Raw genomic sequence first — 20,843 nt, 5'->3', positions numbered from 1 at the left:
CATTAACGTACGCGCCCCTTGCGAAACTCGGCTTCACGTTCGCGCCTTTCGCGCTCGTTCTCTTCGTAAACATCTTCAAGCGTTGGGCGCCGGAGTTTTGACGGCCCCACCTGAAGACTCAACCCCAGGGCGGTCAAGACATTCATAACCTTACGAATGCCCAAGTCCGTGTAGGTATTTGACTCTAACTGCATAATGGTGTGGCGACTAACCCCCACGCGCAGGGCGAGTTCTGCCTGAGTTAGCCGTTGTGCCTTACGTGCGGCTTTTATGGCGTCGCCCAGCTCAATTGCGTCCATCGCCTTCACCTTTAATAGCACGTCCCAAACCATGAGCGCGACCGTGCTCCCAATACGTCAGCATGGCCGTCCCCACCCGCGTCTCAAAGTCTGGGTGCTGCTGGCAATATGCCTTTAATTCGTCGGCTGCCTGCAAAACACCACAATCAACGCGCTCAAATACGCCCTGCACCTCGGCAGACGACAAGCCGCGCCGACGCAAGTCTTAGGATCAAACTACGCTGCTTGCAGCTCACGTAAAGAGGCACCATAATCGAAACGAATGTTGAACATATATTACATTTCAGCAGAAAAACATTAAAAGTAAACTTTACTCAACATGATAATGGGCGAAGCCAAAGAGGCCACGCCCGTTTACGTCACCTTAACCAGGTAAACGAACAGTCACTTCAATTTCAATTAACAGCCCCGGTACGGCCAGGCCCGTGACGCCGATAATGGTCTGCGCCGGGTGCTCGGTGCTGCCCTGCACGGCTTCAATCGCAGCGGTAATCACCTCGTACTGGGTGGGGTGCAGCGTATAAATGGTGCGCCGAACCACATCGTTCCAGCCGGCATTAACGGCTTTTAAGGCGACTTCGATATTGCGCATGGCCGCCTGGGTTTGCGCACCCAGGTCATCGCCCCCGACGATTGAAAAATCGGGGGCCAAAGCCACCTGCCCGGCAATGTAGGCAACACGACCCGGCTCTGCAACCGTGATGTGGCTGAACCCTGGCGCAGGATGAAGTTCGGGGGGGTTAATAAGTTTGCGTGACACACTTGCCTCCTGAATATGACATGGCGCCCGTGAATCGGGCGCGCCAGGCCACTATTGCCTTGGAAGCAGGTTCTGTCAAGACGGAGGCGGTTTTAAAACAGGGCAATGCCCAGGCCCCTTGCCATTGCAGTAACATGCAACCGCCAGACCAATAAACTATTTGGCCTGATCAGCGTCTTCAGACAAGATTTGAAATACGGCGGACCTGAGCCATCTATGTCCGGCATCATCGTTGTTACGAGCGTGCCAATGCTGCTTTACAACGATATCCGGTATATCTAATGGCAAAGCAAACATATCTATTTCTGCAAGTTTGCCAAAAATCTGAGCCAGTTCTGCCGGCACGGTTGCAATGTAGTCGGAATGTGCGACAAGTGCCGGTATTGCGAGAATATAAGGGCAAACCAATCCAACCCTTAGCTCACGCCCCCGGGCTTTCACCAAGCGCTTAAGCAAGCCATTCGTCAGCGTCGTCGTGCTTGCTAAAACGTGTGCAGCCGAAACGAAAGTATCAAAATCAGCGACCTCGCCTCTGCCCCGTCTCCAAATTCCTGCCAGCGGCCTTCTATACAGTGTCTGCTGATACAACGTAGACGTCAGATCACCAAAATACCCCCACGCCAGATCAAGTACACCACTCTCCAACATACGCGCAACGTCAGGGGGCTGCACAGCGACGGGCTCCACCCTGACATTAGGGGCAACCAACGCGAGCCGTTTTAAAACTCTGGGTAGCGCAACTGTCCCGCCCATATCGGTCATGCCAATCGAAAAATTTCTATCTGACGTAAGGGGGTCGAAAACTGAGGCGTCCCAGATCTCGGTTTGCACCTGCGCCAAAATTCGACGAGCGTTTAGGGCAACGCGTTGGCCCTGCGGGGTTGGCATCATACCCATGCCTGAGCGAACAAATAATTGATCTGAAAAACGTTCGCGCAAACGACCCAAACAATGACTTACCGCCGATTGCGTGAGCCCCAGCTTATCGGCTGCACGCGATACGCTACGTTCGCTATATAGCGCATCTATCACGTAAAGAAAATTCAAATCGCGGTTCGTCATAACCAATCCAAAATCAATTCATGAATTTAGATCATATTATTAATGATCTAAATTATATAGACGCATACCTCATCTAAAACAGATACTTCCATAAACCGTAGCGGAGGTTATGCGTGAAACTTGATTGTGATGTCATGATTGTGGGCGGTGGTCCCGTTGGGTTGTATCTAGCGGCCGAGTTAGGAAAGCGCGGGCTCTCAGCCCATGTTTTTGACAACAAGTCCGGAACTAGCACGCACCCCGCCGCCAACGCAAATAGCGCCCGGACAATGGAGTACTTTCGTAGACTGGGCGTGGCCGACGAAATCCGTAGCCTCGGACTACCAGCAGATCACCCCACCGATGTAGCTTACTTTACACGGCTATCTACACACGAGTTGGCACGCCTGCCGTTGCCCTCGGCGGCACAAGTACGAGCCGGCACTGGATACCACGCTTTTACATGGCCAACGCCAGAGCCGCTGCATCGATGCTCACAACTTTACGTCGAACCCGTGCTGCGGCGTGCCGCAGAAGCATCTGGCCAGAATCGTGTCTGGTACAACAGAACTGTCACCCAAATCGAACAAAGCGCAACGTACGTGACCGTCACTTCAGTTGATCCTGGAGGAAAAGAATATCTTGGACGGGCACGATACGCAGTTGGCTGCGATGGCCCCCGAAGCACAATACGCAGTCTTCTTGGACTTAGCTATGTAGGCACCGCAGGGGAAAAAAGGCAGTTTATGGGGGGTAGGATGGCCGCTGCGTATTTCTCGGCGCCGACACTGAGCAAAGTCATTAATGGCCCCCCAGCCTGGCAATATTGGACCCTAAACAATCAACAACGTGCCTTGATTATTTCGGTTGATGGAAAGGGAAAGTACGTCATTAACATCCAACTGCAAAGCCATCAAGAGCCCAGCGATTTCGACGTCGGCCAACGTATTGCCAATGCGGTCGGCGAAAATATACCATTCGAACTCATTAGCAATACAGCTTGGACAGCGGGATTTGCACTCGTTTCTGAAAAATTCCACGACAGACGAGTATTTCTTGCAGGCGACGCAGCTCATCTTTTCACACCAACCGGCGGCTTGGGGTACAACACAGGCATTGAAGACGCGGCAAACCTCGCGTGGAAGCTTGAAGCACTCGTGAAAGGCTACGGCGGGCCAGATCTGGCCGAAAGCTACGAAGCAGAACGACGCCCAGCAAGCCACAGAAACACTGATTTTGCGCGGCAGTTTGCAGACAGCATCGGGCATGTACGCTTACCCGCAAACATTGAGGAAGAGTCAACAGCGGGCGAATTGTCGCGCCAGGCCGTCGGCAACTACCTTTTCTACCATGCCACAAAAGAGTTTGTGATTCCAGGCGTGCAGTTGGGAACCCGTTACGAAAATTCCCCCATCGTTTCCACCGAAGATGGCTCTCCACCACCTGACACCGCCAATCTCTACTTGCCTTGCGGCCGTCCCGGTCATCGGGCGCCTCATGTATGGTTCTCGGATGGCAGCTCGCTTTACGACCACCTCTCACAGGGTTTCACCTTACTGGCACTCAATGCTAACGAGTCGGCTACCGCGCTCACTGCACATTGTCTGCCCCAAGACATAAAACAAATCAGTATCCATTCAGAAGAGGCGCGAGACCTCTATGGCGCTGACTATGTACTGATCCGTCCGGATCTACACATCGCGTGGCGTGGCAATCGATTAGACAACGACCTTGAGGTCGCCATAAAACGCTCGCTGGGGAATAACGGGTTCTGAAAAATATAGCAGCTAATCCGTTACCCAGCGTAAAACCTAAAACAAGGAGACAACAACATGTCTATAACCACAAAACGTCTGGCAGCCAGCATTGCAATTAGCCTGACATTAGCCACAAACAGTTTCGCTGCGGAACCACTGAAGATTGGCCTGGTGCTTCCGATGTCAGGACCGTTTTCATCATATGGCAAACAAATAGAGCGCGGCGTCCAGCTCTATTTGCAAGAAAACGGGGACAACTTTGCAGGCCGGAAAGTGCAAATAATATTAAAAGACGACACGGGCGCCGCGCCGGAAGTGACGCGGCGTGTCGCTCAAGAGCTCATGGTTGGCGACAAAGTAGACATTCTGGCGGGGTTCGCCACAACGCCCGGAGCGATGGCAACCGCACAGCTGTCGGCAAATGCAAAAATGCCAATGGTGATCATGAATGCTGGTACCTCAAGCCTCACGGAGAAGTCCCCCTACATTACCCGGACATCGGCCGCCGTGGCACAGTACACCGCCCCGCTTGGGCCATGGAGCGTTGATAATGGCATGAAACGTGCGTTTACCCTGGTGGCCGACTTTGGCCCGGGACACGACGCGGAGCGGTACTTTACAGAAAGCTACAACGCGGCCGGCGGACAAGTCATAGGCAGTGTACGCGTCCCGGTACAAAACTCTGACTTCGCCCCTTACCTCCAACGCATCAAGGACGCGAAACCAGACGTTGTATTTCTGTTTCTACCTGCAGGCGAAGCCGTTACTGCATTTCTGAAAGGCTTCAGCGACCGCGGCCTTGCGCAAGAAAACATACGTATTGTTGCAACTGGGGACTTAACCAATGAAGACACGATTGACGCATTAGGCAATGCGGCACTGGGCGTAGTGACGGCGCATCATTATGCCGAAACGCATAACTCGCCGGAAAACAAAGCCTATACAGCGGCGTACTACAAATCTTACAACAATGCCCGCCCTAACTTTATGTCTGTTGGCGGCTACGACGGCATGCGACTGATTCACGAAGTACTAAAGAAAACAAAGGGCGACGCGTCGGGGGACGCATTCATCAACGCAGTCAAGGGCCTAACCTTTGTCAGCCCGCGCGGCCCCATTGAAATTGATAAAGACACTCGCGATATCAATCAAACTATTTACATCCGTCGCGTTGAACAAAAAGACGGGCGCCTAATTAACGCAGAAATTGATGACTCATTAAAAAACTACAAAGACCCTGGTAAACAATAGTCGAAATGAAAGCACGGCGGGAGTCTGGCTTAGCGCAGCGCAGCCCCGCCCAGCACATCAAATTTAACCGGCCATTGCAACAACCATTTCGACTGTCGCCCGCGTCTAATGGCCTTTGCCAGCCAGACGATCCATGCCGGCGTAAAACAACCCCGAAAACAAGAATGTGACGTGGATACCGACCATCCAGGCCAAGTGCCGGTCAGTCAGGTTGTCGACATTCATGAATGCCTTCAGCAGCTCGATGCCCGAAATCGCGACGATTGAGCCGATGAGCTTCAACTTCAGGTCGGAGAACCCGATATGGCCCATCCACTCCGGGCGATCCTGGTGGCTGTGCAGGTCATCCATTTTCGAGACGAAATTTTCATACCCGCTGAACATAATGATGATCAGCAAATTCATGATGAGCGCAATGTCTACCAGTGACAGCACGCCAATAATCAACTCGCCACCCGTCGCCGTCATGATGTCGGCGAACAGCACCCAGATTTCTTTGGCGAACTTGAACAGCAGGATGACCAGCGCCAACGCCAAGCCAAGGTAAACCGGCCCCATAACCCAGCGGCTGGTAAACAGAAGGTGTTCAAAAGACTTTTCCAGGCGTTTCATGATGGGGAAATGAGAAATGAAGGGGTGAGCATTTTAGCGCGTTGCCCGCCGGCAAGCGTCGTCTGTCTGTATTCTGGGCCTGGCCACAAGGCGTACTTTTGCGAATACCTGTTCCGAGGTCAGACAGATAGAGTGTGATCATTGAAAAACACGCTGCCCCCCCATGCAAAAGCCCATCGCAAAACCGTCGTCTAGCCCCCGAAATTTGCCATGGCGATATCCAGCTAAATTGAAATTCATGCCACTTGGTGGCATGACATGAATAATGAGCGAGTGTTCAAAACGCGTCATTTCGCTCGATGGATGCGCAAAACAGAACTATTGGACGATATGCTTTGCAACGCAGTTGAATATATCGGTCCAAGAAGGCGCCCTAGAAGAAATTTGTCATGACCACTAGATCAGAACGTCCCCAAAAAGCAAAAAGCCAAATTCTTCAGGCCGTGCACACCACGGCGGCAGACTTGGCGCGCCTGGGTTTTATAGACAAACGAAAACAACAAAAATTTGATGCGCTTTGTCTGGAGCCCGTTCCTGAGTACGACAGTCAACAGATCAAGGCATTACGCCAAAGCCTCAATCTGAGCCAGGCCGTGTTGGCTTCCGTACTTAACACCAGCCCGTCTACGATCAGAAAATGGGAAATAGGGGATAAAAAGCCCAGCGGCCCGTCGCTAAAACTGCTGAGCCTACTGGAAAGAAAAGGGCTGGACGCTGTTATTTAACGCACCCAGCCGGCTCAACCCCCTCACTCAACAGTCACACTCTTAGCCAAATTCCGAGGCTTGTCTACGTCTGTGCCCCGGGCACACGCGGTGTGATACGCCAGCAACTGCAGCGGTATCGTGTGCAAAATCGGTGACAGCTTCCCGTAGTTTTCGGGCATACGAATCACATGCATGCCGGGGCTACCAACAATTTTGGTGTCGGCATCGGCAAAGACATACAACTCGCCGCCTCGGGCGCGCACTTCTTGCATGTTCGACTTCAGTTTTTCAAGCAGCTCGTCGCGCGGGGCGATGGTTACCACGGGGATCTGATCGGTCACCAGAGCCAGCGGGCCATGCTTGAGTTCGCCAGCGGGGTAGGCCTCGGCGTGGATGTAGCTGATTTCTTTCAGTTTCAGCGCGCCTTCAAGGGCAATAGGGTAATGCATGCCGCGCCCCAAGAACAGCGCGTTTTCTTTGCTGGCAAAACGATCGGCCCACGCCATGATTTGAGGTTCTAGGGCCAATACAGCCGAAATGGCCACGGGCAGGTGACGCAGGGCTTTCAGGTAATCGGCTTCTTGTGCGTCGGTCAGGCGGCCTTTTACCTGGGCCAGCGCCAGTGTTAACAAGAACAAACCGGCTAACTGGGTGGTAAACGCCTTGGTCGATGCGACGCCGATTTCGACACCGGCGCGGGTAATGTAAGCCAGCTTGCACTCGCGCACCATCGCACTGGTAGACACGTTGCAAATGGTCAGGGTGTGCGTCATGCCCAGCCGCTGGGCATGCTTCAGGGCGGCCAGGGTATCGGCGGTTTCGCCCGACTGGGTAATAGTAACGACCAATGTGCGCGGGTTCGGCACGCTGTCGCGGTAGCGGTATTCGCTGGCAATTTCGACGTTGACGGGGATTTTTGCAATGGACTCGATCCAGTAGCGCGCGGTCAGGCCGGCGTAGTAGCTGGTGCCGCAGGCCAGAATCAGTACGTTGTCGATGTCATTGAAAACTTTATACGCGCCGTCGCCAAACAGTTCAGGCGTGATGGTCTGGATGTCTTGCAAAGTGTCGCCAACCGCGCGGGGTTGTTCGAAAATTTCTTTTTGCATGTAGTGGCGGTAAGGGCCAAGCTCGGCCGCGCCGGTGTGAATGTGCACGGTGTGCACGGCACGGTCAACAGGCTGGCCCTGGGCGTCAATAATCCACACGCGCGACAACTGCAGGTCGACCACATCGCCGTCCTCCAGGTAAATGATCTGGTCGGTGGTGCCGGCCAGCGCCAGCGCGTCTGAAGCCAGGAAGTTTTCATTTTTACCTACACCAACCACCAGGGGCGACCCCTGACGGGCGCCCACAACGCGGTGGGGTTCGTCTTGGCAAAATACGGCAATGGCGTATGCACCTTCAAGGCGTCGCGTGGCTTGCTGCACGGCGTCGAACAGGTCATCGGTGTACAGGTGGTCGACCAGGTGAGCGATGACTTCCGTATCGGTCTGGCTTTCGAACACATAGCCGGCGGCCTCTAGCTCGGCACGCAGCTCGTCGTGGTTTTCGATAATGCCGTTATGCACCAGCGCAATGCGGGCGTTGCCGCGGCTTTGCCCTGAAAAGTGCGGGTGGGCATTGTGGGTAGCCGGCGCACCATGTGTTGCCCAACGGGTATGGGCAATACCGGTAAACCCTTGCAACTGGTCGGCGGCAATTTCGCGTTCAAGTTCGGCCACACGCGAGGTACTGCGCGCGCGACGCAACTGGCCATCGGCATGCACCGCAACCCCGCACGAATCGTACCCGCGGTATTCAAGCCGCTTTAAACCTTCAACCAAGACAGGGGTGACATCACGTTGCGCCACGGCGCCGACAATACCGCACATAAACTGAACTCCTTAATGAGATAGTGGTATTGTGCGCAATACAATAAGAAATTAAATTTCTCATTCATAATAAATATGAAATTAAATTTCAACAATGCATAATTGTGAAATTTAATTTCACCAAATGGGTACAAAATATGTCAACAATACGCCCCGAACTCGACGACCTGGATCTGCGCATATTGAACGCGCTGCAGTCAGACGCCGGACTGACCAATCAGACATTGGCCGAGCGCGTACACGCATCACCGCCAACCTGCCTGCGCCGGGTCAGACGCCTGACGGCTGCGGGCATCATTGAAAAGCAAGTCGCCATTCTGAATACTGAAGCGCTAGGCATCGGCCTGACCGCAATTTGCGAAATCACGCTCGACAGACAAACCACTGACCACTACGCAGCCTTTGAGGCCCTGACCATTCAGGAGGAGGCCGTATTACAGTGCTACAGGGTATCGCCCGGGCCGGATTTTGTGGTGGTCGCGCAGGTCGCCGACATGCCGGCCTACCATGCACTGGCGCACCGGGTGTTTACGTCGCAACGCAATGTTCGAAACGTCCGCACATTTTTTGCTACGCACCGGGCCAAATTCGACACCCGGGCCCTACTACCCGAACCCGAAGTTCGTCGGCCTTAAAACCTTACCCGACACCCGAAGACGGGTTGCGCGCCGCGCCCGACGCACACACGCACCCGTACAGGGCCGTGTAGCGTTGCGCCATTTGGCCCACGTCGTGTTCGGCCCAAACATAATCGTAGGCGCATTGGGTGACACGGGCGCGCAGCTCGGCATCATCAAGCAGTTGCGCAATACCCGAAGCCATGGCGCGGTAGTCAGCGACGTCGCACAGCACACCCCGGCCCTCTGCCAACACTTCTTTCAGCCCGCCTGCCCGTGTGGCCACCACGGGCACGCGCTGATAAAAAGCGTCAAGCACGCTACTGCCCAGAGCCTCGTGCGTTGAGGACAACGCAAAAACTTCGAATAAGCCATAAAGCGACTCAACGCCGGACACAAAACCGGCAAAGACATAATGCGAACCCAGATTCAGCTCGGTAACCAGCTGACGGGCCGCAAAAGAGACGTCACCATCGGTTCCAAAATGAACAAACATGACGTCGGGGTGCGTTTTACGCAAATGATGCGCCGCCCGAATCAGTGTCAACGGATCTTTTTCACGCGTTAGCGCTGCCGTGGTACCCACGACACGACGACCATGCAAACCATACTGTTTGCGCAGCGCTTCAATGCGTTCTAAGTCGGCAACTGCGGGCTCGGCGGCGCTTCGAATAATAGTCACGTCAAGCCCCAACCGCCGGGGCTCAGCGGCAGCCGCTTCGCTAATAGCCGCGAACCCATCAACGCGGCGCCACTTCCAGAGCGTTTTACGCAACTTTGACGACGACACCGGAAACGCCGTACGCCGCGTAAAGACAATACGACCACGCAATATCGGCTTTAACACGGCCAACCAGGTCAACGTATTGGCGGTCTGCGCATGAAGCACATCGAACTGCCGGCCGCGCACCAGCAAAAAAGCCAACAATGCTGGCACCGAACCTACGCCATGCACTACAAAACCACCCTGGCGAGCGGCCTGAGCCAAGGGCTCGCCATCGCGAGCCAGCAACTGTACATCGTGCCCCAGCAACCGCAATTGCTGCAGACAATACAGTGTCTGGCGCTCGCCGCCACGCCAGCCTCGCTCGAAGTTCAGCAACAAAATACGCATGACAACCCGAACCGCTACAAAGACAAGTCGGGCGCACGACTGAAATAACGCGCCACATTAATACCCACAGCACCCAGCGCCAGCGCCACGCCGACAACCAGTGCTACGGTGGCCCCCACCGGACCGCCAAAATGAAACGACAGCGCGGCCAGGGCCGTACCAACACTTTGACCAAACACGCGCGTGGTGGCCTGCAACCCACCCGCAGCCCCGCTGCGGCGGTGTGGCGCTCCGGACAACAGGGCCCGATTATTGGGCGACTGAAAGAAACCGAAGCCCAACCCGCCGACCAGCATCGGCACCCAGCCCCAGAACAGGCTGGTACCCGACGGCAAAAGCACGATCCAGAACATACCGACAGCCGACAGCCCTGCCCCGACAATGCACAGTACGGCGACCTGAAAACGATCGGACAAATACCCCGCAACGGGCGCCATAACGGCCGACCCGATGGCCCAGCCCCCCATTAGCACACCCACATGCGCATAGCTGTATTGCATAATGTTGATCAGATAAAACGGCAAGGCCACAAACGCCGCCATATGCGCAGCAAACAGCGTCGCCGAGGCGCCTACCGCAAAGGCCACGGGCTTAATGCGCAACAAGTCCAGCGGCACGACAGGGGCCTCTTGCTCGCGCGAGTGCCGGTACAACAACCAGGCCGAAAGCCCTGACACAACAATAAGAATGACCGCCCACAACGCAGAGGACACCAACATGTCGAGCCCAATAACAAACAAGCCAAACGCCAGCGCGCTGAGCACACAAGCCAGCCAGTCAAACGGGCGCACCGTACGGGGCACGTCGGGCAAGAACCGAACGCCGAAATAGGTGGCTAGACACAACGGCACATACATTAAAAACATCCAGTGCCACGAAGACCATTCGATGATAAACGCACCGATGGTCGGCCCAAGCACCGCCATAACCGAAACCATCATCGCATTCAGACTCACGCCAAATCCCAACTGATGGCTAGGGTAAATATTACGCACCAACCCACCGAACAGGCACATCAACATCGACGTACCAATAGCCTGAATGACCCGCGCCGTGAGCAGCATGACAAACGAACTAGAGAACGCAACTGCCACAGCCCAAAACATGAACAGGGTAATACCCACCACAAACATCCGCCGAAACCCCACGCGCTCAGCCAACGCCGACAGCGGCAGTAACGTGACAAGAATGGTGACGCTATAAGCAATCATCACCCATACCACCAGGCCCGGGGCAACGCCCAAGTCGGCAGCAATGGCCGGCAAGGCCACATTGGCCATGGTGACATCAAGCGACGCAATGGCCAGGCTCACCATCAGTGTTGCAATCGCCCACAACCGGCGCGGCATGGGAAGACCGTCGGGGGTCACTGCGGGCGATGCCGAGGTTTCGACCGAATGGGTTACGGGCAATCGGACCTCAGGGCTTTTTGACGGGGCGCCGCCACCCCGGCACAGACGCCTGCTTGCTGCGTGACAAGGTAAGCTGCCCGGCCGGCGCGTCTTTAGTTAGCGTCGTCCCTGCGCCCAATGTAGCGCCCTTGCCCACCCGCACCGGCGCCACTAACTGCGTGTCAGACCCGATAAAGGCATCGTCTTCGATGATGGTTTGAAACTTGTTGACGCCATCGTAATTGCAGGTAATGGTACCGGCACCGATATTTACGCGATCACCCACCTGTGCGTCGCCAATATAGGCCAGATGGTTGGCTTTCGAGCCTTGGCCCAGGCGGCTTTTCTTGATTTCGACAAAATTGCCCACATGCGCTTCGTTGCCGATATCTGCGCCTGGACGCAGTCGCGCGTATGGCCCCACGCGGGCCTGGCTGCCGATACGCGCATCGTCGATGTGGCTGAACGCATCGATGCGCGAGCCTGCGGCAACATGGGCTTGGCGCACAACGCAATGCGGACCGACATGCACCCCATCTTCCAGGACAACGTCGCCTTCGAACACGCAGCCGACGTCGATAAAGACATCGCGACCACATTGAAGCGTGCCTCGCAAATCGAAGCGCGCCGGATCGGCCAAGGTCACGCCTTGCTCGAGCAGGCGCCGGGCCTGCTCAGCCTGCCAGATACGCTCGAGCTGGGCCTGCTGCACGCGGCTGTTGACGCCGAGGGTTTCCCAGGATGCCGACGGATGGGCAGCACCTACCGGGACATTGTCAGCCACCGAAAAGCCCACGATATCGGTTAAGTAGTATTCGCCCTGGGCGTTGTCGTTTCGTAGCTGCGACAACCAGGCTTTAAGTTGCACCGTAGGCGCCACCAAGATACCGGTGTTGACCTCGGTAATGGCAAGCTCTTGGGGCGATGCATCTTTATGCTCGACAATACGCTGCACATGGCCGGCGGCGTCGCGCACAATACGGCCATAGCCCGAGGGGTCGGGCAGGTTTTCTGTAAGTACCGCCATCCCTTGCCCGCGAGCGGCCAGCAGCGTGCGCAACGTATCGGCCTGCACCAGCGGCACATCGCCGTAAAGCACCAGGGTAGCGCTTTGAGGATCATCGTCGAGTAACGGCATAGCCTGCATGACGGCATGACCCGTGCCCTGTTGCGGGCTTTGCAAGACAAAATCAAGGTCGACCTGGTCGGCAAACGCTGCTTTGACTGCGTCTGCGCCATGCCCAACCACCACAATAATGCGCTTGGGACCCAACAACCGGGCTTGGCCCAGCACATGGGCCAACATCGGCTTACCGGCAATAGGATGCAGCACTTTAGGCAGGCTGGACTGCATGCGCTTGCCCAGACCGGCCGCCAAAATAACAATATTCAGCATGTAACGTTACAAGTTAGAGAGATCAGGATGAAGCCTTGGTACGTGCCGCGCGCTTGCGCGGTGCAGCACGACCAGAGGCGGTTTTTTGGGTAGATGCCGCAGATTTACGAGCGGCGCGCGGTTTAGGCGTGGCCGCAGCAGGCGAGGCCGCCGCCATGGCCGCCAGCCCAGATGAAACGCTGGACGAGGTCGAGGCCTTAGCGGCGTCGGTGGCCACCTGAGTTGCGGCGGTCACCGCACTTTCGGCATTTTTCATGCTGGCCGCCGTTGCAGAGGCAAGGGTATCGAACTGCTGTTGAAGCATATTCCACCAACCATCGCCCGACCCAGCGCTTGACGAGTCGGCCGTTGCCGCGCCGGCCGTGTCGGCACGCGGGGACTCGGACGCCGGCTTGATTTTGGCTTGCCCTGAAGGCTTAAGCCCTAGCGCAACTTCGAGGGCTGATGGGGCGTCGTCGTTACCGGAGGCCATCGGCGACACAAATGACTTCAATGTGGCGATGGTTGCCCGTTGCACTTCTAACCCCTGAATGGTGCTGCCCAGCATCGACAAGTTCATGCGCAGCCAATTTTCGACCGTGCGCAATTCGGTGATGCGGCGGTCGAGCTCTTCGAGACTCATCGGCGGGGTGGCAACGGCACCTGCACCCAATGCGCCTGCTCCGGCGCCTGCCAGATTCTGCCAGGCCTGTCGCATCATTTCCATACTGGCCATCATGGGGTTTTGCGCCATGTCGCCCGATTGCCCAAAGCCCGGCAATACAAAAGGATTGGTGTTCGTCATGATGCCCCCTGCTGTAAGTAGTAAGACCCGTGAATGAAACCCGGTAAAACAGCGCCTGCGGCGCCCAACTAAGACCATTTTACGCAGAATGCTGCCCTGCAGGGCAAGAATGCCGCAATGCATAACAACACACGGCGGCCACCGACAATCGCGGACCCTGTCAGCAGTTAGACGCGCAACCGCGCCATCAGGCTATCGAGCACCACCAGCTCGGCCTCAAGGGTGAACTCATCGGCCAAAATGCGGGCCCAGACGTCCTCGATGTCGAGCGCCATGATTTCACTCACCTCGCCATCTTGGTTGACCGGTCTGACCTCAGCATCAAGCACGCACTCGCTGACCAGCGCGTCTTCGACCTGATATCCCTCGGGCAAATGACGGTGCATACGAGTAATGACGCGAACCGGCGTACGCCCGCCCAACACCTGAGGCGCCAGGCCCGCCTCTTCATAGCTTTCGCGCAGCAATGCCGTATCGAGCGACTCTCCGGCGCCTGCCAACCCGCCAACCAGCGTGTCAAGCATGTCGGGGTCTGTCGTTTTAGTGGCCGACCTGCGAGCCACCCATAACCGGCCGTCGGGCGTCCAGGCGTTAAGGTGAACGGCACGTGTCAGCATACCTAGCGGACGCAGAGCGGCGCGTTCGATGACCCCCAACACCTGGCCTTCGCCCACCACATCAAGTAGCTCGTTGCGCCAACCTCGCAAACAACCCGCATTCTTTAAAGTGTGTGCGACGGTTTCGAGCACCTGATTCAGGGGCAACCCCCGCGCAACCAGGGCATGTATATGCACGGCCTCGGACGTAATAGCCACGCCGGGCAAGCCCGCCAACGCCAGGGTTGCACGGGCCGTAACCCAGCCCGACACCCGACCGGCCACAGTAAGCGGCCGAGCGCCTGCTGGGGGAAGCTGCTGTATGCGTTGCTGCAGGGCCTGAAACCGGGTCGTCAGGGCTGCTAAAAATGACGATGACGGAGTAAGATTCATGACGCGATTGTAGTGTAAGCAGGCGCAATTGCCCCACGACTTGCGCAGGTTCGTTATAATTCCGCGGTTTAAGAGCAATTCAATGGGGCAGGTGTTTTCATAGGCCGTGGTTCTACGCGCCTGCCATCTGATAATTGTGCACTCGCCGCAGGCCAATTAATTAATGGCCTATTAATTAAAGTTGCCAACGGGCGAACGCACACCGTATTTCGAGGTCAGCATGATGAAGTTGAGAGGGGTACTGGGCGCCGGGGCTTTGCTGTTCGCAGGCATTGCTGGTGCACAGGTAGTAGATATGCCCGGGGGGCCAAAGGTTAACCAGCTTAACCTCACCCCTGGGGTCACACAAATCGCCAACGACATTGCATGGCTGCACTGGATGATGCTCATCATCTGTACAGTCATTTTCATTGGTGTTTTCGGGGTCATGTTCTACTCCGTTTTCAAGCACCGCAAGTCGCGTGGCGCTGTGCCGGCCAAGTTTCACGAACACGTGGGCGTCGAAGTCGCCTGGACAGTCGTCCCGTTCCTCATCGTTATCGGCATGGCCCTGCCTGCAACACGTACCGTTGTGGCCATGAAAGACACTTCTAGCTCCGACCTCACCGTCAAGGTAACGGGCTACCAATGGAAATGGGGCTACGAATACCTCGACGGCGCGGCCCAAGGCGTAGAGTTCATGTCGAACCTCACGACCCCCATGGCTCAGCGCATGGGCAAAGAACCCCCCGGCGAGTTCTACCTGATGGAAGTTGATAACCCACTGGTAGTACCCGTAGGCAAAAAAGTACGTATCGTGCTGACCGCCGGCGACGTTATTCACTCCTGGATGGTGCCTGAACTGGGCGTCAAGCAAGATGCGATCCCCGGCTTCCTGCGTGACACCTGGTTCCGTGCCAACCAAGTCGGCACATACCGTGGCCAATGCGCCGAGCTGTGCGGTAAAGATCACGCCTACATGCCTATCGTTGTCAACGTCGTTTCGCAAGAAGACTTCGACAAATGGGCTGCCGAGCAGCAAAAAGCACTGGCCAGCGCTGCCGACGATCCAACCAAAGAATGGACCAAAGAAGAGCTCATCGCACGTGGCGAAAAAGTCTACACCGCAGCTTGCGTAGCATGTCACCAGGCTACCGGCAAGGGTAACCCTCCGGCATTCCCTGCCCTCGACGGCAGCGCCATTGTCATGGGCCCGGCTAAAGAGCAAATTCTTCGAGTACTGAACGGTGTCAACGGCACGGCCATGGCCGCCTTCCGCGACCAGTTCAACGACGTAGAAATCGCTGCGGTCAGCACCTACATCCGCAACGCCTGGGGCAACGCGGGTAAAGGCCAAGACCCTATCGTCCAGCCTTCACAAGTTACGGCATTGCGCTAACCCTTGTTGGCACGTGTAATCAAGTTCACAAGTTTTTCTGCCGGGGTGGCCGCGCTGCCCCGGGAAAAGTAGGAAGGAGTCCATCATGAGCAGTGTTACTGCCGATCACGCCCACGGGCACGATGACCACGCCCACGGCGCCCCGCACGGGTGGCGTCGCTGGCTGTTCGCCACCAACCACAAAGACATCGGGACGATGTACCTCATCTTCTCGTTCATCATGCTGCTCGAGGGCGGCACGCTGGCCCTGTTGCTGCGTACCGAATTGTTCTCGCCCGGCCTGCAGTTCTTCCAGCCCGAGCTGTTCAATCAGTTCACCACCATGCACGGCATCATCATGGTGTTTGGCGCCATCATGCCGGCGTTCGTGGGCTTCGCCAACTGGATGATCCCGCTGCAAATCGGCGCATCCGACATGGCTTTCGCCCGCATGAACAACTTCAGCTTCTGGCTGTTGCCCGTCGGCGCCATTCTGTTTACGGCATCGTTCTTCGTGCCTGGCGGCGCAATGGCGGCCGGCTGGACAATGTACGCACCGCTGACCCTGCAAATGGGTATGGGTATGGATCTGGCCATTTTCGGCGTCCACATTTTGGGTGCGTCGTCCATCATGGGCGCCATCAACATTGTGGTTACCATCCTGAACATGCGCGCACCCGGCATGACCCTGATGAAAATGCCGCTGTTTTGCTGGACATGGCTGATCACGGCTTACCTGCTTATCGCTGTCATGCCTGTACTGGCTGCTGCCGTTACCATGCTGCTCACCGACCGTCACTTCGGCACCGCGTTCTTCAACGCCGCCGCAGGTGGTGATCCCGTTCTGTACCAGCACGTGTTCTGGTTCTTCGGTCACCCCGAGGTCTACATCATGATTCTGCCGGCGTTCGGTATTGTGTCGGCCATTGTGCCCGCCTTTGCCCGTAAGCCGCTGTTCGGTTATGCCTCAATGGTTTACGCCACAGCCGCCATCGCGATCCTGTCGTTCCTGGTCTGGGCTCACCACATGTTCACCACCGGCATGCCCGTCACCGGCCAGCTGTACTTCATGTACGCCACCATGCTTATTTCGGTGCCCACCGGCGTCAAAATCTTCAACTGGGTAGCCACCATGTGGCGCGGCTCCATGACCTTCGAAACCCCCATGTTGTTCTCGGTGGGCTTCATCTTCGTGTTTACACTGGGCGGCTTCACTGGGCTGATTCTGGCCGTAGCACCTATCGACATCGCCGTACACGACACCTACTACGTTGTGGCTCACTTCCACTACGTACTGGTTGCCGGCTCGCTGTTTGCCTTGTTTGGCGGCGCCTACTACTGGCTGCCCAAATGGACAGGCCGCATGTACGACGAGCGCCTGGGTAAATGGCACTTCTGGATGACAATGATTTCCTTCAACGTCACCTTCTTCCCCATGCACTTCCTGGGTCTGGCCGGTATGCCCCGTCGCTATGCCGACTACGCCGCGCAGTTCACCGACTTCCACCAAATCGCCACCATCGGCGCCTTCTGGTTCGGTCTGTCGCAGCTGATCTTCGTATACGTTGTGCTCAAGGCTTACTCTGGCCGCGGCGAAGTAGCCCCTGCCAAGCCCTGGGATGGTGCCGAAGGTCTTGAATGGACAGTGCCTTCGCCAGCACCGTTCCACACCTTCGAAACACCGCCTGTCGTCAAGTAATCAAAGGTTCGAAATGACACCAGAACAACGCCGCCGCAACCGTATTACCGGGCTGATCCTAGCCGCCATCGTCTTCGCGATCATGGGCTGGGTTATTGTCCGCGGCGGCATTGGCTAACATTTCGACTAAGGTATCGGCATGACCAACGACATCCGCGAACTTTCGCAACGCAAGCTTAATTTTTTCCAAACCCTCAAAGCCGTACTTTGGGGGTTCCTGGGCGTACGGAAGGGCAAGGGTTACACCGAAGACATCGCCAAACTCAACCCGGTCCACCTCATTATTGCGGCCGTTATCGGCACAGTTTTGTTTGTGGTGGGCTTGGTTATGGTGGCACAATGGTTCGTCGCTCAGGCCGTTTAACGTATTTGTACAAAATTCAATAATTCGTAGGAGAACACCATGAGTGCAAGTCACTCGGCAACCGGCAACAAGGCGCCTTACTACTACGTGCCCGCCGATTCCGCACACCCGGTGCGTGCCAGTGTCGCCCTGCTGATCGTCTTGATCGGTGCGGCGTTGTGGGTCAACAGCATTTCCTTCGCACCCTTTTTGGTTGGCGCAGGCCTGTTAATGCTGTTTGTCGTTTTGTGGGGCTGGTTCGGCGACGCCATTCGCGAGTCCGAAGACGGCCTGAACAGCCAGCGCGTCGATAACTCGTACCGCTGGAGCATGGCTTGGTTCATTTTCTCCGAGGTCATGTTTTTTGGCGCTTTTTTTGGTGCGCTTTGGTACACGCGCGAAGTCACCACGCCTTGGCTGGCCAACATCGACCACCAAAACATGCTGTGGCCCAACTTTTCGGCCGCCTGGCCCAACCTGGGCCCAGCAGGTGTTGTAGAAGCTTTCCAAACCGTTGGCCCCTTCTGGCTGCCCACCATTAACACCGCGCTTCTGCTGACTTCCGGTCTTACCCTGACTATCGCCCACCACGCGATCCGCGCCAATCATCGCGGTAAAACAGCGTTCTGGCTGGCAACCACCATCATCATGGGCTTTGTCTTCGTATGCGTTCAGGCTTACGAGTACATGCACGCCTACAACGACCTTAACCTGCGCTTCGACTCGGGTGCCTACGGCTCGTTGTTCTACATGCTCACCGGCTTCCACGGCTTCCACGTTATTCTGGGCGCCACGATGCTGTTGGTTATCTTCTTCCGCGTCCTGAAAGGTCACTTTACCGCTGATCAGCACTTCGGTTTCGAAGGCGCAGCTTGGTACTGGCACTTTGTTGACGTTGTATGGCTGGGCTTGTACCTGTTCGTATACTGGTTCTAAGTACTGCCATAGCCCGGGCTCAACGCCCGGGCACAAAAAAACCGGCCGCCTGCTTTGCAGTGCGCCGGTTTTTTTTTAACCGCCAATTTATGGCCAGGCCTTCGCTATACGCCTACGCGCAGACAGCGCGAAAACGCCCCCCGACGTACCTTTTTTTATTGCGGCTGCAGACCGAAGCCCGTGCTTTGAATCCAGCCCATGTAGTTGGCAAACAAAACAAACAAAAACAAAGCAATAGACAGCCCAATGCGTATGGTAAGGGCATTAACCGTACGATTGCTGCCGCCTTTGTCACGCATAAGATACAAAAAGGCCGACGCCAAGCTGGCAATAATGCCCAGAAACGCCAGAATCACAATAATGCGCATGCGCTGCCCCCTTTGAAGAAACTATAATTATCGCAGACATGGCCCAATCCCCCTTTTCTTTTCGTATCGTTTCCGCCTTAGTTGCACTGGCGGTAGTAGCCGTTGTGTGCGGCTCGCTGGGCCGTTGGCAATTAGGCCGTGCCGCCGAACGCGAAGCCCTATTGGCTGACATTACCGCAGGTCAGGCACAACCGCCTCTTACACTGAAAGCCGACACGCCGGTGACGCAAATGACCAACTGGCGCCCTGCCACGGCAACGGGGCAGTGGCTGAACCGCTACACCATACTGCTGGCCAACCGGAACCACGAGGGGCGGCCCGGTTATTGGGTCGCCACCCCAATGCAAATCGCTGAAGACGCCACTCAGCCTGCCGTTGGCAGACAGGCGCTGCTGGTGCTGCGCGGCTGGATTCCTCGCCCCTTGGGCGCAGGCAGTACCCTGCCTGCGCTCGATGCCCCTACGGGCATTCAGACAATTACCGGTAGTCTGCGCGACCGCGTGCCCCGCATGTTCGAATTGTCCGGCACCGACGACAACGCCCTGGCCGTATTGTCATCAGGCACCTCGGGGCCGACTTATCCGCCAGAAGTCCAGAATCTTGACCTGGCCGGCGTCGAATCCGTAACTGGCTTAAAATTAGTGCCGGCTGTACTGCAACAAACCTCTGCCGCTTCACTTGAAGACGGCACCCCTCTTATTCAGAACTGGCCCACCCCGTCGGTCGATGCCGACAAGAACCGGGGTTACGCCGTTCAATGGTTTGCATTTGCCGCTATCGCACTTGGCGCCTGGCTGGTTATCGCCTGGCGTGCTTTGCGCGCGTGGCGCCGGCACGTATAACGCTGCCCTAACGCATGACAAAAGGATTACCCCGTGGTTAGCACTACCCCAGAAACGTCACCCAAGGCTGCGCCCAAGCGCTCCATCCAACCTCTGATCTGGATCGTTGTATTGTGCATGGCACCCATTGTGTTTGCGCTGCTGGCTTACTACGTACCGGCACTGGGCTTGCGACCCGGCGAGACCAGTAATTACGGGCAACTGGTTAGCCCCCAACGTCCCACACCACCGGCCGAGCAGCTTGGACTGACAACGCTCGACGGCAAGCCCTTCGATCTGGCTAGCCTGCACGGCAAATGGGTGCTGGCCACAGCCGATCAAGGCGCCTGCCCCGAGTCTTGCGTCGAAAAACTCTTTATCTTGCGCAACTCTCATGCCAGCCAGGGCAAAAATGTCGATCGCGTCGCCCGCATCTGGTTCATCACCGACGACGCCGAAGTGCCGCAAGTTGTGCAAGAAGCCTACATCGGCACCGTATTCGTTCGCGCAAACCCCGAAAAGCTCGCCACCTACCTGCCCAGCAACACAGTCTCGTCGCCGGGCGCATCGGCGGCCGAAACTTTGGCACAACCCATGTGGGTGATCGACCCGCTGGGCAATCTCATGCTCGAATTCCCCCCCGACGACGGCACGGCCCCGGAAGAGCGTGGCCCCCGTGTACGTAAAGACATCAGCAAACTGATCTACAACTCGCGTATTGGTTAAT

The 20,843-nt window shown here is 56.4% G+C and carries 23 protein-coding genes; 12 read left to right on the top strand and 11 right to left on the bottom strand.

From position 1 onward, the window contains the following. Positions 1 to 2: 2 nt before the first annotated feature. The 3 genes from CHR62_RS00655 to CHR62_RS00640 all read right to left on the bottom strand — a co-directional run bounded on the left by CHR62_RS00655 (position 3) and on the right by CHR62_RS00640 (position 2,121). Positions 3 to 299 carry a helix-turn-helix transcriptional regulator gene (locus tag CHR62_RS00655; RefSeq protein ID WP_123659674.1) on the bottom strand — a complete coding sequence of 99 codons (297 nt, stop codon included), beginning with the start codon at positions 297 to 299 and terminating at the stop codon, positions 3 to 5. A 364-nt stretch (positions 300 to 663) separates the two neighbouring features. Beyond that, positions 664 to 1,059, bottom strand: a complete 396-nt coding sequence (locus tag CHR62_RS00645; RefSeq protein ID WP_123659672.1) for a RidA family protein — start codon at positions 1,057 to 1,059, stop codon at positions 664 to 666. A 156-nt stretch (positions 1,060 to 1,215) separates the two neighbouring features. Further along, positions 1,216 to 2,121: a LysR family transcriptional regulator gene (locus CHR62_RS00640; protein ID WP_123659671.1), complete on the bottom strand. Its 906-nt coding sequence runs from the start codon at positions 2,119 to 2,121 to the stop codon at positions 1,216 to 1,218. 113 nt (positions 2,122 to 2,234) lie between these two features. On the opposite strand from CHR62_RS00640, the gene CHR62_RS00635 reads away from it, so the two are divergent. Further along, on the top strand, positions 2,235 to 3,875 hold the full coding sequence (locus CHR62_RS00635; RefSeq protein ID WP_123659670.1) for an FAD-dependent monooxygenase: 1,641 nt from the start codon (positions 2,235 to 2,237) through the stop codon (positions 3,873 to 3,875). 57 nt (positions 3,876 to 3,932) lie between these two features. Continuing rightward, on the top strand, positions 3,933 to 5,108 hold the full coding sequence (locus CHR62_RS00630) for an ABC transporter substrate-binding protein (RefSeq protein ID WP_123659669.1): 1,176 nt from the start codon (positions 3,933 to 3,935) through the stop codon (positions 5,106 to 5,108). Between the two features lie 105 nt (positions 5,109 to 5,213). Here the strand turns inward: CHR62_RS00630 and CHR62_RS00625 are convergent, their stop codons facing one another. Next, a complete protein-coding gene (locus CHR62_RS00625) occupies positions 5,214 to 5,720 on the bottom strand; it encodes a TIGR00645 family protein (RefSeq protein WP_123659668.1) in 507 nt (168 codons plus the stop codon). 258 nt (positions 5,721 to 5,978) lie between these two features. Here CHR62_RS00625 and CHR62_RS15920 point away from each other — a divergent pair, with 258 nt between their 5' ends. Both CHR62_RS15920 and CHR62_RS00615 read left to right on the top strand, forming a co-directional pair. Continuing rightward, positions 5,979 to 6,113: a type II toxin-antitoxin system RelE/ParE family toxin gene (locus CHR62_RS15920; RefSeq protein WP_255416167.1), complete on the top strand. Its 135-nt coding sequence runs from the start codon at positions 5,979 to 5,981 to the stop codon at positions 6,111 to 6,113. Continuing rightward, positions 6,110 to 6,445, top strand: a complete 336-nt coding sequence (locus CHR62_RS00615) for a DNA-binding transcriptional regulator (RefSeq protein ID WP_123659667.1) — start codon at positions 6,110 to 6,112, stop codon at positions 6,443 to 6,445. Before CHR62_RS15920 ends, CHR62_RS00615 begins: the two co-directional genes overlap by 4 nt. A gap of 23 nt (positions 6,446 to 6,468) precedes the next feature. Here CHR62_RS00615 and glmS read toward each other — a convergent pair whose 3' ends face one another. Next, positions 6,469 to 8,301, bottom strand: a complete 1,833-nt coding sequence (glmS, locus tag CHR62_RS00610) for a glutamine--fructose-6-phosphate transaminase (isomerizing) (RefSeq protein WP_123659666.1) — start codon at positions 8,299 to 8,301, stop codon at positions 6,469 to 6,471. A gap of 137 nt (positions 8,302 to 8,438) precedes the next feature. Here glmS and CHR62_RS00605 point away from each other — a divergent pair, with 137 nt between their 5' ends. Beyond that, positions 8,439 to 8,936 carry an Lrp/AsnC family transcriptional regulator gene (locus tag CHR62_RS00605; protein WP_123659665.1) on the top strand — a complete coding sequence of 166 codons (498 nt, stop codon included), beginning with the start codon at positions 8,439 to 8,441 and terminating at the stop codon, positions 8,934 to 8,936. Between the two features lie 4 nt (positions 8,937 to 8,940). Here CHR62_RS00605 and CHR62_RS00600 read toward each other — a convergent pair whose 3' ends face one another. The 5 genes from CHR62_RS00600 to CHR62_RS00580 form a co-directional block, all read right to left on the bottom strand. Then, complete coding sequence (locus CHR62_RS00600) at positions 8,941 to 10,032, bottom strand: glycosyltransferase family 4 protein (protein ID WP_123659664.1); 1,092 nt, start codon at positions 10,030 to 10,032, stop codon at positions 8,941 to 8,943. A gap of 14 nt (positions 10,033 to 10,046) precedes the next feature. Further along, positions 10,047 to 11,381, bottom strand: coding sequence for an MFS transporter (locus CHR62_RS00595; protein ID WP_123659922.1), 1,335 nt, complete (start codon positions 11,379 to 11,381; stop codon positions 10,047 to 10,049). 70 nt (positions 11,382 to 11,451) lie between these two features. Then, entirely contained in the window at positions 11,452 to 12,819 is a 1,368-nt protein-coding gene (gene glmU, locus CHR62_RS00590) for a bifunctional UDP-N-acetylglucosamine diphosphorylase/glucosamine-1-phosphate N-acetyltransferase GlmU (protein ID WP_123659663.1), read from the bottom strand. A 22-nt stretch (positions 12,820 to 12,841) separates the two neighbouring features. Continuing rightward, complete coding sequence (locus CHR62_RS00585) at positions 12,842 to 13,603, bottom strand: PhaM family polyhydroxyalkanoate granule multifunctional regulatory protein (protein ID WP_123659662.1); 762 nt, start codon at positions 13,601 to 13,603, stop codon at positions 12,842 to 12,844. 167 nt (positions 13,604 to 13,770) lie between these two features. Next, a complete protein-coding gene (locus CHR62_RS00580) occupies positions 13,771 to 14,592 on the bottom strand; it encodes an NUDIX hydrolase family protein (RefSeq protein ID WP_123659661.1) in 822 nt (273 codons plus the stop codon). 220 nt (positions 14,593 to 14,812) lie between these two features. On the opposite strand from CHR62_RS00580, the gene coxB reads away from it, so the two are divergent. The 5 genes from coxB (at position 14,813) to CHR62_RS00560 (ending at position 18,927) form a co-directional block, all read left to right on the top strand. Continuing rightward, positions 14,813 to 15,970, top strand: a complete 1,158-nt coding sequence (coxB, locus tag CHR62_RS00575) for a cytochrome c oxidase subunit II (protein ID WP_123659660.1) — start codon at positions 14,813 to 14,815, stop codon at positions 15,968 to 15,970. Between the two features lie 85 nt (positions 15,971 to 16,055). After that, entirely contained in the window at positions 16,056 to 17,648 is a 1,593-nt protein-coding gene (gene ctaD, locus CHR62_RS00570) for a cytochrome c oxidase subunit I (protein ID WP_093969939.1), read from the top strand. 13 nt (positions 17,649 to 17,661) lie between these two features. Further along, complete coding sequence (locus CHR62_RS15755) at positions 17,662 to 17,766, top strand: cytochrome oxidase small assembly protein (protein WP_216820796.1); 105 nt, start codon at positions 17,662 to 17,664, stop codon at positions 17,764 to 17,766. 21 nt (positions 17,767 to 17,787) lie between these two features. Beyond that, complete coding sequence (locus tag CHR62_RS00565; RefSeq protein ID WP_093969940.1) at positions 17,788 to 18,012, top strand: DUF2970 domain-containing protein; 225 nt, start codon at positions 17,788 to 17,790, stop codon at positions 18,010 to 18,012. A 39-nt stretch (positions 18,013 to 18,051) separates the two neighbouring features. Beyond that, positions 18,052 to 18,927, top strand: coding sequence for a cytochrome c oxidase subunit 3 (locus CHR62_RS00560; RefSeq protein WP_093969941.1), 876 nt, complete (start codon positions 18,052 to 18,054; stop codon positions 18,925 to 18,927). 155 nt (positions 18,928 to 19,082) lie between these two features. Here the strand turns inward: CHR62_RS00560 and CHR62_RS00555 are convergent, their stop codons facing one another. Next, positions 19,083 to 19,295, bottom strand: coding sequence for a twin transmembrane helix small protein (locus tag CHR62_RS00555; RefSeq protein WP_093969942.1), 213 nt, complete (start codon positions 19,293 to 19,295; stop codon positions 19,083 to 19,085). Between the two features lie 38 nt (positions 19,296 to 19,333). Here CHR62_RS00555 and CHR62_RS00550 point away from each other — a divergent pair, with 38 nt between their 5' ends. Together CHR62_RS00550 and CHR62_RS00545 are read left to right on the top strand one after the other, a co-directional pair. Beyond that, positions 19,334 to 20,137, top strand: coding sequence for an SURF1 family protein (locus tag CHR62_RS00550; RefSeq protein WP_123659659.1), 804 nt, complete (start codon positions 19,334 to 19,336; stop codon positions 20,135 to 20,137). 117 nt (positions 20,138 to 20,254) lie between these two features. Beyond that, entirely contained in the window at positions 20,255 to 20,842 is a 588-nt protein-coding gene (locus CHR62_RS00545) for a hypothetical protein (protein WP_233574818.1), read from the top strand. The last annotated feature ends 1 nt before the right edge of the window (position 20,843 follow it).

Origin of the sequence: Pusillimonas sp. NJUB218, from assembly GCF_003788685.1 — a bacterium.
Lineage (GTDB): Bacteria > Pseudomonadota > Gammaproteobacteria > Burkholderiales > Burkholderiaceae_B > Neopusillimonas.
The sequence above is the reverse complement of the archived record's forward strand: the minus strand, read 5'-3'. Positions and strand labels throughout refer to the sequence as shown.